This is a genomic window from Parabacteroides distasonis (assembly GCF_004793765.1).
Taxonomy (GTDB): Bacteria; Bacteroidota; Bacteroidia; order Bacteroidales; family Tannerellaceae; genus Parabacteroides; species Parabacteroides distasonis_A.
This window is the reverse complement of sequence record NZ_SRYM01000008.1, coordinates 101,559-116,239: the sequence shown is the minus strand read 5'-3', so window position 1 is coordinate 116,239 and position 14,681 is coordinate 101,559. Positions and strand designations below refer to the sequence as shown.

At 46.1% G+C, this 14,681-nt stretch carries 14 protein-coding genes; 11 read left to right on the top strand and 3 right to left on the bottom strand.

Going from position 1 to position 14,681, the window contains the following annotated elements:
• Positions 1 to 68: 68 nt before the first annotated feature.
• On the bottom strand, positions 69 to 2,282 hold the full coding sequence (locus E5342_RS04720; RefSeq protein ID WP_135958917.1) for a heavy metal translocating P-type ATPase: 2,214 nt from the start codon (positions 2,280 to 2,282) through the stop codon (positions 69 to 71).
• 206 nt (positions 2,283 to 2,488) lie between these two features.
• On the opposite strand from E5342_RS04720, the gene E5342_RS04715 reads away from it, so the two are divergent.
• The 7 genes from E5342_RS04715 (at position 2,489) to E5342_RS04685 (ending at position 8,987) form a co-directional block, all read left to right on the top strand.
• Positions 2,489 to 2,938: a YhcH/YjgK/YiaL family protein gene (locus E5342_RS04715; RefSeq protein ID WP_121734583.1), complete on the top strand. Its 450-nt coding sequence runs from the start codon at positions 2,489 to 2,491 to the stop codon at positions 2,936 to 2,938.
• Between the two features lie 268 nt (positions 2,939 to 3,206).
• Positions 3,207 to 4,385, top strand: coding sequence for a M24 family metallopeptidase (locus tag E5342_RS04710; protein WP_135958916.1), 1,179 nt, complete (start codon positions 3,207 to 3,209; stop codon positions 4,383 to 4,385).
• Positions 4,386 to 4,428: 43 nt separating this feature from the next.
• A complete protein-coding gene (locus E5342_RS04705; protein ID WP_135958915.1) occupies positions 4,429 to 6,129 on the top strand; it encodes an alkaline phosphatase in 1,701 nt (566 codons plus the stop codon).
• 74 nt (positions 6,130 to 6,203) lie between these two features.
• Positions 6,204 to 7,124: an aspartate carbamoyltransferase gene (gene pyrB, locus E5342_RS04700; RefSeq protein WP_005857322.1), complete on the top strand. Its 921-nt coding sequence runs from the start codon at positions 6,204 to 6,206 to the stop codon at positions 7,122 to 7,124.
• Positions 7,125 to 7,136: 12 nt separating this feature from the next.
• Positions 7,137 to 7,601 carry an aspartate carbamoyltransferase regulatory subunit gene (gene pyrI / locus E5342_RS04695; protein WP_005862713.1) on the top strand — a complete coding sequence of 155 codons (465 nt, stop codon included), beginning with the start codon at positions 7,137 to 7,139 and terminating at the stop codon, positions 7,599 to 7,601.
• 92 nt (positions 7,602 to 7,693) lie between these two features.
• Positions 7,694 to 8,260, top strand: a complete 567-nt coding sequence (locus E5342_RS04690; RefSeq protein WP_135958914.1) for a flavin reductase family protein — start codon at positions 7,694 to 7,696, stop codon at positions 8,258 to 8,260.
• A 4-nt stretch (positions 8,261 to 8,264) separates the two neighbouring features.
• Positions 8,265 to 8,987 carry a porin family protein gene (locus E5342_RS04685; protein ID WP_135958913.1) on the top strand — a complete coding sequence of 241 codons (723 nt, stop codon included), beginning with the start codon at positions 8,265 to 8,267 and terminating at the stop codon, positions 8,985 to 8,987.
• Between the two features lie 9 nt (positions 8,988 to 8,996).
• Here E5342_RS04685 and E5342_RS04680 read toward each other — a convergent pair whose 3' ends face one another.
• Positions 8,997 to 10,271 carry a hemolysin family protein gene (locus tag E5342_RS04680; RefSeq protein WP_121734590.1) on the bottom strand — a complete coding sequence of 425 codons (1,275 nt, stop codon included), beginning with the start codon at positions 10,269 to 10,271 and terminating at the stop codon, positions 8,997 to 8,999.
• 168 nt (positions 10,272 to 10,439) lie between these two features.
• Here E5342_RS04680 and pheS point away from each other — a divergent pair, with 168 nt between their 5' ends.
• The 4 genes from pheS (at position 10,440) to E5342_RS19295 (ending at position 13,574) form a co-directional block, all read left to right on the top strand.
• A complete protein-coding gene (gene pheS, locus E5342_RS04675) occupies positions 10,440 to 11,459 on the top strand; it encodes a phenylalanine--tRNA ligase subunit alpha (protein ID WP_005857329.1) in 1,020 nt (339 codons plus the stop codon).
• 70 nt (positions 11,460 to 11,529) lie between these two features.
• Positions 11,530 to 11,913 carry a fluoride efflux transporter CrcB gene (crcB, locus tag E5342_RS04670; RefSeq protein WP_121734591.1) on the top strand — a complete coding sequence of 128 codons (384 nt, stop codon included), beginning with the start codon at positions 11,530 to 11,532 and terminating at the stop codon, positions 11,911 to 11,913.
• Positions 11,914 to 12,057: 144 nt separating this feature from the next.
• A complete protein-coding gene (gene nth / locus E5342_RS04665) occupies positions 12,058 to 12,696 on the top strand; it encodes an endonuclease III (RefSeq protein WP_135958912.1) in 639 nt (212 codons plus the stop codon).
• Positions 12,693 to 13,574, top strand: coding sequence for a hypothetical protein (locus tag E5342_RS19295; RefSeq protein WP_168354449.1), 882 nt, complete (start codon positions 12,693 to 12,695; stop codon positions 13,572 to 13,574). The genes nth and E5342_RS19295 overlap by 4 nt, the downstream gene beginning before the upstream one ends.
• On the opposite strand, the gene E5342_RS04650 is transcribed toward E5342_RS19295, so the two are convergent.
• Complete coding sequence (locus E5342_RS04650; protein ID WP_121734595.1) at positions 13,571 to 14,677, bottom strand: Wzz/FepE/Etk N-terminal domain-containing protein; 1,107 nt, start codon at positions 14,675 to 14,677, stop codon at positions 13,571 to 13,573. The genes E5342_RS19295 and E5342_RS04650 overlap by 4 nt on opposite strands.
• Between the last annotated feature and the right edge of the window lie 4 nt (positions 14,678 to 14,681).

The following is a 14,681-nucleotide window of genomic DNA, read 5'->3' as shown; positions in this document are numbered from 1 at the left end:
CATGAGTATGCTAATTATCGTTAACCGTATTCTGTTTTTATATTATAGTTCATATCTCTATTTATTATTTAAAGTTTACTCCATTTCAACCGTAAGCTGTTTAATACCACCGACACGGAACTGAAAGCCATCGCGGCGCTCGCCAACATCGGGTTCAGTAACAGTCCGTTCACCGGGAATAAGACACCCGCCGCCAATAGGATTCCGATCAAGTTATAGATAAATGCCCAGAATAAATTCTGGTGGATCGAGCGAACCGTACGTTTCGACAAGCGGATCGCATCCGGCAATAACATCAAATCCGAAGTAATCAACGTGACCATCGCCACATCCATGGCGATATCCGTTCCCTTACCCATCGCAATGCTCACATCCGCACGGGCTAAAGCTTGCGAGTCGTTGATACCATCCCCAACCATAGCCACTTTCCTTCCGGCGGCTTGCAAGGAACGGATATACTCCTCCTTATCGCTCGGCAAGACATCTGCCTTATAATGACGGATATCCAGCATGGCCGCAACGGTCTCGGCGGTCCGTTTTCCATCGCCGGTCAATAAATGAACCTCGATACCCATTTCTTTCAAGGCCTCTACCGCCTCTCCCGACGTAGGTTTCAACCGATCCGAAATAGCCATGACCGCAAGCAATTCCGATTCCCAACCGTAATAAACGATACTCTTGCCATCCTCTTCCCACCGGATGATTTCCCGCCCAGCCTCGGGCGGAACCATCGCCTTGAAGGTTTCCAAAAAGCCTTTGCTTCCTACCCAATACGTCACGCCATGTACCTGCATTTGGATACCACGCCCCGTTACGCTCTCGAAACTATCAGCGTCGATCTCTGCGGCCTCCGTTCCTTTCAACCATGAGAGGATAGCGGACGCCAAAGGATGCTCAGACTTCATCTCGGCGGTATAAAGGATATCCAGCATATCCCGGCTCGCCTCCGATATCCAGAAAGAGTCTGTCACCTCGGGCACGCCCTCGGTCAAGGTCCCGGTCTTATCCAGCACGACGGTATCCACCTTACAAAGGTTTTCCAAGGCAAAAGCGTCTTTGATCAATATATGATGCTCGGCGCCTTTACCCATCCCGACCATCAAGGCGGTTGGCGTAGCAAGTCCCAACGCGCAAGGGCAAGCGATCACCAATACCGATACCGCCGATAAGAGAGCGTACGAGAAGTACCCGCTTCCTCCTACTACCAGCCAGACGATAAAAGTGAGTATCGCCAATCCGACAACGATCGGTACAAATATACCACTTATTTTATCAACGATACGCTGCACGGGTGCCTTACTTCCTTGAGCGGCTTGTACCATCTGTACGATTTGCGATAATACGGTAGCGCTCCCCACCCCGGTCGCCTCCATCAAGAAAGCGCCCTTTTGGTTGATCGTCCCGGCCAAGACCCGGTCGCCTTGTGATTTCACGACAGGGATCGGCTCGCCACTCAACATACTCTCATCCACGGAAGAGGAACCTTGAGACACCATACCGTCCACCGGGATCTTCTCTCCGGGACGGACACTGACAAGATCTCCCACCCGCAATAACGAGATAGAGACCTCTTCCTCCTGACCATCTTGCACACGACGTGCGGTTTTAGGCTGCAATCCCATCAAGCTCTTGATAGCGGAAGAAGTACTGTTCTTCGCCCGTTCCTCCAGAAGTTTACCCAACAGAACGAACGCTATGATCACGCCGGACGCCTCATAATAGACATGCGGCTCCAATCCTCTCTCCCACCAAAACCGCGGATATACGGTATTAAAGAAACTGAACAGGAAAGCAATCGAGGTACTTAACGCTACCAGCGTATCCATATTGGCGCTACCGTGCAACGCATGGCGCACGCCATTCACGTAGAACGACCGCCCGAACCCGATCATAATCACCAAAGCCAGCGCCATCATGATCCAGTTACCGCCGGGCGTATGCATAAACACCATTCCCAGCAAGGCCAGCGGAATGGAAAAGACCCACGCCCCGATCGTATTCCGGCGTAGCTTCCGGTAATGCTCCCGTGCCATCTCCTCCTGTACCGCCGTCGGGTCCTCTACCTCCACGACCAAATCGTATCCGGCCGCCTGCACGGCCTCTCTCATTTTCTGAGGGGTAATCAAGGATGGATGGTATTTGACGGAAAGCGTATTCGCCGAGAAATTCACCGATGCCTCTTCCACGCCGGGAAGCCCCTTCACCGTATTCTCTACGTTATTGGCACATACGGCGCAACTCATCTCGAGAACCGGTAATATAATTGTCTCCAAATCTTTCATCACCTGTTTAGTTATATATAAATGAAAACAAAGATACGATAAATATGATTGCAATCAGATTGCAAACTTAGCGAAACAGTATTTACGTACGTTAAAGAAACTGAGGAACTCAATAGATTTATTTGAGAAATATGACTATTATTTAACAGGGAAATACCCGACATTTGTAACGATTTTCAAACCAATCACTAAAACTTAATAACAATATGATTCTAGACTCATTTGAGAACTCTAAGCGAACCGAATGTATCCACCCGCTGTTCAAGCAGGCTTTTGACTATGTTAAGTCTACTGATTTTTCAAAAATGGAAGATGGTAAATACGAGATAGCGGACGCAGGTTTCACGGTTAGCATCGCCAGTCTCTCCGGAAAGGAGAAATCAGAAGCGGCCATCGAGACCCATAAGAAATTCATCGATATTCAATTCCCCTTATTGGGCGTAGAGAAAATCGGATGGAAACCGGGAGATCAATTGCTAGAGGAGTCCGTTCCATACAACGAGGAGCAAGATATCGCCTTTTATATCGACAAACCTACCGCCTATACGAAAATCTATCCCGGGCAATTCGCCATTTATTTCCCGGAAGACGGGCATGCCCCGGGTATCGGCCAAGGGAATATCAGGAAAGTGGTTATCAAGATTCCGGTTCAATAGTATTGGATACCCTATCTGTTCCGTAAGAATAATCAGCTGAGCACTTATATATTCTATATCGGATCTACTTCTATTTTACAAACCACGTCGTGGTCTTTACAGATCACGGCATGGTTTATAAAGACCACGACGTGGTTTGTAGGATTCACGACGAGAATCAAAGAATAGATACAGATACGACTTCTTTATTCACCTCAAATCCACTTCAATCTCGTAAATTCTTGTTACCTTTGATGCCCGGTACAAAATAAAAGTAATACAAAGGAAGATGATTTCAGAAGAATTGAAAAACGACCTAAAGATAAAATGGGATCGGATGAGAGATGGTATGGCGAAGATGGGGATGGATGCCTGTTTGCTTACCGTAGATGTAAATCTTTATTATACGACAGGACAAATCTATAGTGGTTATTTTTATTTGCCGATAGACGGTGAGCCATGGTTCCTGATCAAACGCCCGAACGGGCTTTCAGGACATCAAGTGGAATACATCCGCAAGCCGGAAGACATCCCGCCCCTATTCGCGGAACGAGGGATCAAGATGCCGAAAAAACTCTTGTTAGAGGCAGATGAGTTAACTTATAATGAATACATCCGTTTAGATAAGGTATTCCAACCGGAGGAGGCCGGTAACGCCACCGCTTTCATGCGAAACCTTCGCCGGGTAAAAACCCCTTGGGAGATCGGGCAATTCCGTATCGCCGCCCGCAAGCACGAGGCTACTTATAGCGAGATCCCGGAATGCTTCCGTCCCGGTATGACAGACTTGGAGTTCCAGTACGAGATCGAGAAACGTATGCGCAAGAACGGCTCGATCGGTCTTTTCCGTGCTTTCGGAGCCAATATGGATATCTATATGGGTAGTATTCTCGCCGGGGAAAACGCCGAGACCCCATCCCCTTTTGATTTCGCTTTGGGTGGAGGCGGCATAGACGCTTCTTGTCCACTAGGCGCTAACGGTACTTTATTAAAAGAAGGTACCGCTATCATGGTGGATATGGCCGGCAATTATACGGCTTATATGACGGACATGACCCGTGTCTTCTCCGTAGGGCGCCTGACGGAGGAAGCTTATCGGGCGCATCAAGTGGCCCTTACGATACAGCAGGAGGTAGAAAACGCTACCCGCCCGGGAACCGCTTGTTCGGATTTATATAATATAGCGGCGAATATCGCTAAGAAAGAAGGTCTTTCGGCTAACTTTATGGGAACCGAGCAACAGGCTAAATTCGTGGGACATGGCATCGGTATACAGATCAATGAGCTACCCGTGCTTACCCCTCGCTCGAAAGAGGAGCTTTTGCCGAATATGGTATTCGCCTTGGAGCCCAAATTCGTGATCCCGGGTGTCGGTGCCGTGGGTATCGAGAACAGTTTCCTTGTAACGGAGACGGGCGTGGAGAAGTTGACACGGTTCAACGAGGAGATCATCCCACTTGGAAATTAAGATTTAATAGAAGATTTTGTTATACATTATTAAATTAAAGCACATGAAAAAAACAGTAGCTTTTCTACTTTTGCTGGCTATTATCATTATGCCGGCCAATGCCGTGGAAAAGGAGAACGTGAAGCCTGTCAAGAACGTGATTCTCTTAATCCCGGACGGAACCTCATTGGCGACTATCTCTATCGCCCGTTGGTTGCAATGGTACCAAGATCCCAGCAAACCGAAATTGAACATCGACCCGTATTTGTGCGGAACGGTGCGTACGCATTCTTCTAACGCCCCTATCGGCGACTCCGCTCCTACTACATCATGCTACATGACCGGACAGCCGAGCCGTACGGGTTATGTATCCACTTACCCGGAGAACGACGGTGATAACGATATCTACCCGACCGACCCGGCCCGTGCCTTCCAACCGCTTACCACCGTATTGGAGGCTGGAAAGATGTTGCAGGGCAAAGCCACGGGATTGGTTTTCACTTGCGAATTCCCGCACGCTACCCCGGCGGACTGCTCCGCTCATAGCTACAACCGTGGTAAATACGACTGGATCGCTCCGCAGATGGTTCATAATGATATCAACGTCGTTATCGGTGGCGGAGTGTCTATCCTTACGAAGGATATGGAAGATTATCTATTGGCGAACGGATACGGCGTATATAGAAACGACCTGAAAGGTATGCGTGCCGATAATAATCAGAAGATGTGGGCTTTATATGGCAACAAGGAAATGGCTTACGATATCGACCGCAATCCGGAAGAGCAACCTTCTATCGAGGAAATGACTCGTAAGGCGATCGACAAATTGTCCAAGAACCCGAATGGCTTCTTCTTGATGGTAGAAGGCAGTAAGGTAGACTGGGCCGCTCATGGAAATGACCCGGTAGGTATGGCTACCGATTTCTTGGCATTCGATCGTGCCTGCGGTGCCGCATTGGAGTTCGCACGCAATAACGGCGAGACTGCCGTTGTCATCGTACCCGACCACGGAAACAGCGGTATCAGCTTAGGTAGAAGAGATTGTAAAGGTTACGATAAATTGACGAAAGACCAATTGTTCCACCAATTCTCCCTGTATAAATTGACCGCCGAGGGTTTCGCCAACAAGGTAAACAGTGTTCCTAACTCAGAAGTGCAAAACGTATTCCGCACTTACGCCGGCTTCGAGCTGACCCCGGAAGAGATGAACGCATTGAACAATTGCAAGGACTACAAGAACAGCCCGATACCGGAAGACCAGCGCGGTAAGGAAGACAACTCCTCCATGTACAGCGGCTCACTGACCGGATTGATGGCGCATATCATCACTTCCCGCACTTGCTTCGGTTTCACGACCGGCGGCCATACGGGCGAGGAAGTATTCCTTGCCGCTTACCATCCGCAAGGCACCTTACCCCTAGGTATGCATACGAACATCGAGCTGAATGAGTACTTATGCAATTTGTTCGGATTGACACACGATAACTTGGAAGATCTTACAAGCAAGAACTTCGCACGCCACACGGACGTATTCGAGGATTACACTTGCGAGATCGTCCCCGCCGCCGACGAGAAAGGTTCTCCAACCTTGATCGTTAAGAACAAGAAAGATAAGAAAAAACAGCTAACGATCACCCCGTTCTCCAATATCGTGAAGTCCGGGAAGAAAGGTCAAGACGAGATACGGCTAAACTCTGTCGTCGTTTATGTCGATAAAAATAACACGTTCTATCTTCCGGCAAGTCTAGTTGATTTCTTAAAATAAAATATAAAGCGGAGGCCCTTCGGTCTCCGCTTTTTTTATACATTCGCGTACATAAGACAGAATATACACAACCTATGAAAAGTAAAAGTTTAGTTTCTATCGATCAATGTTCCAAAGAGGACATTCTTCGTATTCTGGATAACGCAAGGAAGTTTGAGGAGAATCCGAACCGGAAATTACTGGAAGGCAAAGTCGCCGCCACCCTGTTCTTCGAGCCCTCTACACGTACGAGACTGAGTTTCGAGACAGCCGTAAACCGTTTAGGTGGACGGGTGATCGGTTTCTCGGACGCTTCCACGACTAGTTCCTCCAAGGGCGAGACCTTGAAAGATACGATCTTGATGGTAAGCAATTACGTGGACTTGATCATTATGAGACATCATCTGGAAGGAGCTGCCCGCTATGCTTCCGAGGTGACGGATGTCCCTATCATCAACGCTGGTGACGGGGCGAACCAACATCCCTCGCAAACCATGCTGGACCTGTATTCCATCCGCAAGACACAAGGCAAGCTGGATAACCTCACCATCACGATGGTCGGCGATTTGAAGTATGGCCGTACGGTTCACTCCTTGATCGTGGGAATGTCTCACTTCCATCCGACCTTCCACTTCGTCGCGCCGAACGAGCTGCGCATGCCGGACGAGCAAAAGAACTTCTGCGACAAGCACGGACTCAAATACGAGGAGCATACCGATTTCACGGAAGATATCATCAACCAGACGGATATCCTTTATATGACCCGTGTACAACGTGAGCGTTTCACAGACTTGGAAGAGTACGAGCGGGTAAAGAACGTGTATATCCTGCGTAACGACATGCTGAGAAACAGCCGTGAGAACCTGCGTATCTTACATCCGCTACCCCGTGTGAACGAGATCGCTTACGATGTAGATGACAATCCAAAGGCTTATTACATCCAGCAGGCACGCAACGGGCTGTTCGCACGCCAAGCTATCATTTGCGAAGTTTTAGGTATATCTATCGATGAATAAAAACGAAGTTTTATGTCAGCAGAAAAGAAAAAAGAATTGCAGGTAGCCGCTTTAGAGAACGGTACCGCCATAGACCATATTCCTCCCAGCCAATTATTCAAGGTAGCCTCTTTACTGGGACTGGAGAAAATGAACAATACGATCACGATCGGCAATAATTTCCATAGCAACAAGATGGGATGCAAGGGTATGATCAAGATCGCCGACAAGTTTTTCGAGGAGGACGAGATCAACCGTATCGCCATGATCGCCCCGAATATTATATTGAACATTATCCGTGATTATGAGGTTGTAGAGAAGAAGACGGTTACTTTACCCGACGAGCTGATTGGCTTGGTTAAATGCAACAATCCGAAATGTATCACCAATAATGAGCCGATGCTTTCCCGCTTCCACGTGATCGACAAGGAGAAGGGAACCATTAAATGTCATTATTGCGAACGTAAGATTAATAAAGAAGACATAATCATTAGGTAATTGAGAATTGAGAATTGAGAATTGAGAATTAGCTTTACGGAATCTTTAATTCTCAATTCTCAACTTTCAATTATAAAAACGCAGTTTTTATTATGAAGCACGATTGGAAACCGGGAACCATGATTTATCCATTGCCCGCTGTAATGGTGAGTTGCGGGAATGAACCTTCCGAGTACAATATAATAACAGTCGCATGGGTCGGTACGATTTGTACGAATCCGGCGATGTGTTATATATCCGTACGTCCGGAACGATTCTCTTATCCGATCTTGAAAAAGAATATGGAATTCGTCATTAACTTGACGAACCGTGAGCTGGCCTACGCCACGGATTGGTGCGGGGTAAACTCAGGGAAAGACCATCATAAATTCGAGGAGATGAAGCTCACTCCCGGAAAGGCGACTGTCGTTAACGCCCCTACGATAGATGAGTCCCCGCTTTGTATCGAATGCCGGGTAAAAGAGGTGATCGCTCTCGGAAGTCATGATATGTTTATCGCTGATGTCGTAAACGTACAGGCCGACGACCGATATCTAGATCCCGAGACAGGGGCTTTTGATATGCGGAAAGCGGATCTTTTAGCTTACTCACATGGTAAGTATTACGGATTAGGTGAATTTGTCGGTAAATTCGGCTGGTCCGTGAAAAAGAAAAAATAACGGTATGAAAAAAGTCTACCTTATAGGAGCGTTACTATCTTTCGGTCTGTTAGCAGAAGCCCAGAGCTTCATGCGTTTCGAGGACAAGGCATTCAACTTTGGAGCCAAAGTAGGATTCAACGCCACTTTCCCTGTCATAAACTCCCTTTCCATCAACGGGAAGGAAGCGGAGAATATAGACATCGAATATAAGGTAGGTTATCTGGCAGCGGCCTTTTGCCGGATCAATATCGAACGGTTCTTCCTCCAGCCTAGTTTCTCATGGCATCGCTCTGAGGGAAATATCCGTTTTTCCATACCTCAAAGTTTGCCGGAAAATAATATGATGTCCAATACACCGGCAACTACCGACCTCTTGATGATGAAGACCAGCTCCTTAGAGGTTCCCATAATGGTAGGCTATAATCTAGTGAAGAAAGGGCCTTACGGACTTAGCCTCATGGTCGGCCCCAAATTAAAATACAACTATAAGGTCGCCTATACGGTAGAGTCTCCTACCACGCATGTAGAATACGTGAATGATAACACTCCGTTCGGAGTCAATATCGCTACGGGTGTAGGGGTTAACATCGGGCGTCTATTCTTCGACTTTGTCTATGAGTTCGGACTGAATCAAGTGGAATCCGATTTCGAGAAAGTCAACAATCCAGTTCCCGAGATTAATTATGATATCAATATTGACAAGCGAACGAACGTAATGAGTATGTCGCTCGGCTTACTCTTCTAAAAGGATATTTTACCCATTTTTCAGGTACGTTACCAAGACCTTATCGATCCGGGCGCCATCCATATCTACGATCTCGAACTCAAAGTCCAGCCATTTCAATTTCTCGCCCGTTTTCGGTACACGTTCCAATATCTCCAGGATCAAGCCGCTCAAGGTATTATAATCATGCTCGGCATACAAATCCTCCATGTCGAAATATTCCAAGAAATCATAGAAAGAATATTGGCCGTCCACCAACCAAGTACCATCCTCACGTTGTATGATCTCGGACTCCTCTCCGACTTCCGGTACTTGTCCGATTAAGCCTTCCATAATATCCTTCAAGGTTACGATACCTTGGATACCTCCGAACTCATCCGTAACGAGTCCATATTTCACGTGTGTCTGCTTGAAAGATTCCAAGGCGTTATATACGCTCTGGTTCTCGGGAACGAACTGTGCCGGGCGAAGTACTTGGTTGATCGAGAAATCCGGTTGATCGATCCTTCCGAACAAATCTTTCAGATAAACGACCCCTACTATATTATCGAACTTCTCCGAGGCCACGGGATATATATTAAATAAGTTCTCCTCCACTTTCTCCCGAATCTTCTCCGTACTATCCGTCACATCCAGCCAAACCAGCTCGCTACGATGCGTCATGATAGAACCCACGTTACGGTCTCCCAGATTAAAGACCCGCTCTACGATGTCCTGCTCTACCTCTTGCACCTCGCCACCGTCGAAGCCCTCTTTCACGATCGCCTTGATTTCTTCCTCTGTCACCCTATTTTCCTCTTTCGTATCCACACCCGTCATCTTCACCGCCAATGCTGTGCTCTTTGAAAGCAACCAAACAAAAGGAGAAGATATCAAAGAAAGAAAATTCATGGGCTTGGCAACTAACATAGAAACCTTCTCGGCACAACCCATGCCGATCCGTTTTGGTACCAACTCGCCGAATATAAGTGTAAGGTATGTTACGATAATAACGATCGTCGTTTTAGCGATTCCTAACGCATACGGCTCTAAGGCAGGTATTTGCGCTATTATAACAGAGAAATTATAAGCTAACGCCTCGCCCGAGTACAAACCGGTCAAGATACCGATCAAAGTAATTCCGATCTGGATAGTTGATAGAAACTTATCTGGCTCATTTGCCAGCTTCAAAGCAGTGCCTGCAGATTTATTACCACGTTTCGCTTCTGTTTCCAACCTAGCCTTCCGGGCTGATACCAAGGCGATTTCCGACATCGCCAGAATTCCATTAAGTAAGATAAGGCCAATAATAATGACAATTTCCATTAATTAATTTATAGTTTGATTATGCTGCGAAGATATATAAATACTTTAATATATAAAACAAGACACCTAAGTGTCTGCGCTTACATTTAACTAAAAAACCTTACGAATCCCTTGCGGTTTCAAAAGAAAGGCGTACTTTTGCATGACAAATACAAAGTGTGATTAGAAATGCTCGATAAAATTAAGGCTCTGCTTCAAGAAGTAGAGAATATGAAAGCGGCAAATGCCGAGGAACTAGAAGCTTTACGTATAAAGTATCTTAGCAAAAAAGGCGAGATATCGGCGTTGATGAATGATTTCCGTAATGTAGCGGCTGATCAAAAACGTGAGGTTGGCAAATACTTGAACGAACTGAAAGAAACAACCCAGAGCAAGATCAACGAATTAAAAGAAAGCTTTGAGAACGTACAGACCGCAAACGATGATATCGATTTGACTCGTACGGCTTACCCGATCGAACTAGGCACTCGTCATCCTCTATCACTTGTAAAGAAAGAAATTTGCGATATATTCGGACGGTTAGGATTCAGCATCGCCGAGGGACCGGAAATCGAGGACGACTGGCATGTCTTCTCTTCCTTGAATTTCGCCGAGGACCATCCTGCCCGCGATATGCAAGATACGTTCTTTATCCAGCATAACCCGGATGTATTGCTTCGTACACATACTTCTTCCGTACAGACCCGAGTAATGGAAAAGCAAGAACCGCCTATCCGTATCATCTGCCCGGGACGTGTATATCGTAATGAGGCTATCTCCTATCGTGCTCACTGTTTCTTCCATCAGGTAGAAGCGTTATATGTAGATAAGAATGTCTCATTCGCCGACTTGAAACAAGCCTTGTTGTTCTTCGCCAAGGAAATGTTCAGTCCGGACACAAAAATTCGCTTGCGTCCTTCCTACTTCCCGTTCACGGAGCCATCCGCCGAGATGGACATCTCCTGCAACATTTGTGGAGGTAAAGGTTGCCCCTTCTGTAAAGGAACCGGTTGGGTAGAGATCCTCGGTTGCGGTATGGTAGACCCGAACGTGCTTGAGAACTGCGGTATCGATAGCAAGGTTTATTCAGGCTACGCATTGGGAATGGGTATCGAGCGTATTACCAATTTGAAATACCAAGTAAAAGACTTACGCATGTTCTCGGAAAACGATGTTCGTTTCTTGAGACAGTTTGAGTCGGCCAATTAAATTGAAAACCTAAATCATTTACCATCTCCCCGGGTCTTAACCTAACCCGGGGAAAACACACTAGGTTGATATGATAAAGGTTTTTCTTTTAATAATAGGAGGAGCTATCGGATCTGCGCTACGGTTCGAAGTTTCCACGTGGATGCAGCGATCGATGCTTTACTCCTTTCCCATTGGTATCTTGTCGGTCAATGTGATCGGCTCCTTTTTAATCGGCTTCTGCTGGAGTATAGCGGAAGCCTATAATTTTTCAACCAATACAAGAGCTTTCCTATTCACCGGTCTCTTCGGTGGTTTCACGACTTTCTCTTCTTTCGCTCTCGATACGATGGTACTTATGCGCACCGGAGAGTACAAGATGGCACTACTCAATGTACTTGCCAGCAATATCCTTGGCTTGATTGCAGCCTTCCTAGGGATCATACTCGGGAAGAATATCATTACGATCAAGTAAATAAATAAAAAACACGGCACCTCGATCCGCATCTACGTACCCATTTTCTCGGATCACCTCGTTTTATTTTTGGCACATCTCCGCTTGTATATTCCTATTAAAAGTTATACCTTTAGGATGCGAAAAATAGAAACCGAAAAAATAATGCGAAAAGAAGAAAGATATAAAGGCGTATTAAACTGGTTCAAGGAAAACGTACCGGTAGCCGAGACTGAACTACATTATGGCGATCCGTATCAATTGTTGATAGCGGTAATCCTATCCGCACAATGCACGGATAAACGAGTGAATATGATTACTCCTGCCCTGTTCGAGGCTTTCCCTACTCCCGAGGTAATGGCGGCTAGCACACCGGAAGTAGTCTTTGAATACATACGTAGCGTATCCTATCCGAACAATAAGGCTAAACATCTGGTAGGTATGGCAAAAATGCTGATAGAGAATTTCAAAGGCGTGGTTCCCTCCGATATTGATGAGTTACAGAAACTGCCGGGCGTAGGAAGAAAAACGGCAAACGTAATCGCATCCGTAGTATATGACAAGCCGGCCATGGCGGTGGATACGCACGTATTCCGTGTCTCCAACCGGATCGGCCTTACCAATAATAGCAAGACGCCTTTGGAAACAGAGAAGGAGTTGGTGAAGAACATTCCGGAAGAATTGATCCCCATCGCCCATCACTGGTTGATATTGCATGGAAGATATGTTTGCCTCGCACGGAAACCAAAATGTGAAGGATGCGGATTAAAGCCTTGGTGTAAATACTTCTTAAAACGAACATGAGGATCGACAAGAAAGACATAACGGCTTTTATTGTCTTGTTTCTGACTACGATCGTATGCGTGAGGTACTTTTACAAGAATATGAGCGACGAGCAATTTGTTGCCAGTGTAGATCCCTATAGCTTGGTCGTCCCGACCCCTACGGCTATTTTTTCCATCAATCGTCCTCCTGTATTCGAGAAGATGATACTACCCATGAAGAATATACATAAGGTGTTCTCGGATCATACGCCCGCTATTTTCCTCTCTTTAATACAGCAAAATCCGGAATTATCGTCTTTCTTGATCGCTTATTATCCACAAGGGAATGTCTTATATGCCCCTATGGATAGTCATACGGCAGAGCGTATTTTCAAGCAACTGGACGCCTCTTTCACTTTTCCGGCCCAGCAACGAGAGGAAACCTCCGTTCCTACTAGGTATTATCCGGATGTTGATAAGCATTTTCTAGGTTGTTACTACCACGAGGGTATATTCGTGGCGTCCTACAACCGAAAATTATTGGTAGAGACTGCGGAAAAGCAACAGACGTACCCCACACAGATCATTCCGGAATTAGCAGATCTCATGAGTAAAAAAAGCAAGAGTGGCGCAATGAATCTCTTCATCCAAAGCGCCTCTTTAAATTTACAGGTTCAAATGAATGACTCAACGGAGTGGAAAATGAAAAATCAATGGTTGGCAATCGATTTGTTCCATAATGAAGGAAATATTTGCTGCTTCAATGAGCAACCCTATGAGAAAGCCTTGGAAAACTTTTACCCTAACTTATGCGACACGATAACCAATCGGATCAATCGGCTATTCCCACAAATAAAAACCACGGCACAAGTCAGTCATGACGAGGCCGTGGCATATTTTACGGTTTGCGGGAATTAAGCTTCAGTCTCTTCTTTCTTGAAAGCTGCCACAAACATATCTTTTACGAATAAATATCCGATGCATCCGAATAAAGCGAGGAAAACAAAACCGACCAAGATAAGTGCCTTCTTCGGAGAAGACGCTTTCAAAGGTACGGTAGCCGGCTCAATTACTGTATATACCGGGGTTTCTTCCTGTACACGCAGTTTATCTTGCTCCAACTTCTGCGCCAACGTATTGTAAACATTAAACGTAAGAGTCATCTCATTCTTCAAACGTTCCTGCTCCGTACGGTAGCTGGAAGAGATAATATTACGGTTGGCATCCTCGAAAGCAGCGTACGCACGTTGCGCTTTATAATAAGCGTCACGTGACTCACCAAATACCTTCTGAGTAAATTCCAAATCTTGCTTTACTTTCTGCGTACGATAATTCGTAATATAATTCTGAAGGTTTTCCAAAACGACCTTTGTCATCTGAGCGGAAATAACAGGGTCTTGCATCTGTACGGAAGCCGTGATAACCAAAGTCTTCTTGTCTACGGAAACAGATACCCGCTCCTGCAAGGCTTTTACCACCTCTTCTTGATCCTTTGTCAAATGGTAAGGATTCAAGCCCTCAGAATCTTCCTCGTCACCGGAGATTAAACTTATTACCGCACCCAACGCCTTGAATGGAGCGGAGATGATATATCCCCACCAAGCTTTGCGTTGGTGCTCGTTCATATAATTAAACAAAGTAGTACTCAATTCCCCATCCTCATCCGTAACCTGAACCGGAAACAAATCCAATAAGAACGGTGTGCTTTGCACCACATCCGGATACAAATCCGGAGAGATAGCGTCCGAACCGACAGCAGCATTCAGATTAATCCCAGCCATGGCAGCCAAACCGCCAAGACTGGACTTTTTCGTGGCATCCTGCGTCTCAGGCGCCAACTTCACTGTAGTCGTATATTCCTTTGGAATACTGAAAGCTACAATCAAACCCACTACCACCGCAATACCACAACCTTTCAATAAGAACTTACGTTCTTTCCACAGTTTTTGCGCCAGTTCGATTAAATCGATCTCCTGCTCCTCGGGTAACTCTTGTCTTTTTATCTCGTTTATCGTATCCATGCCT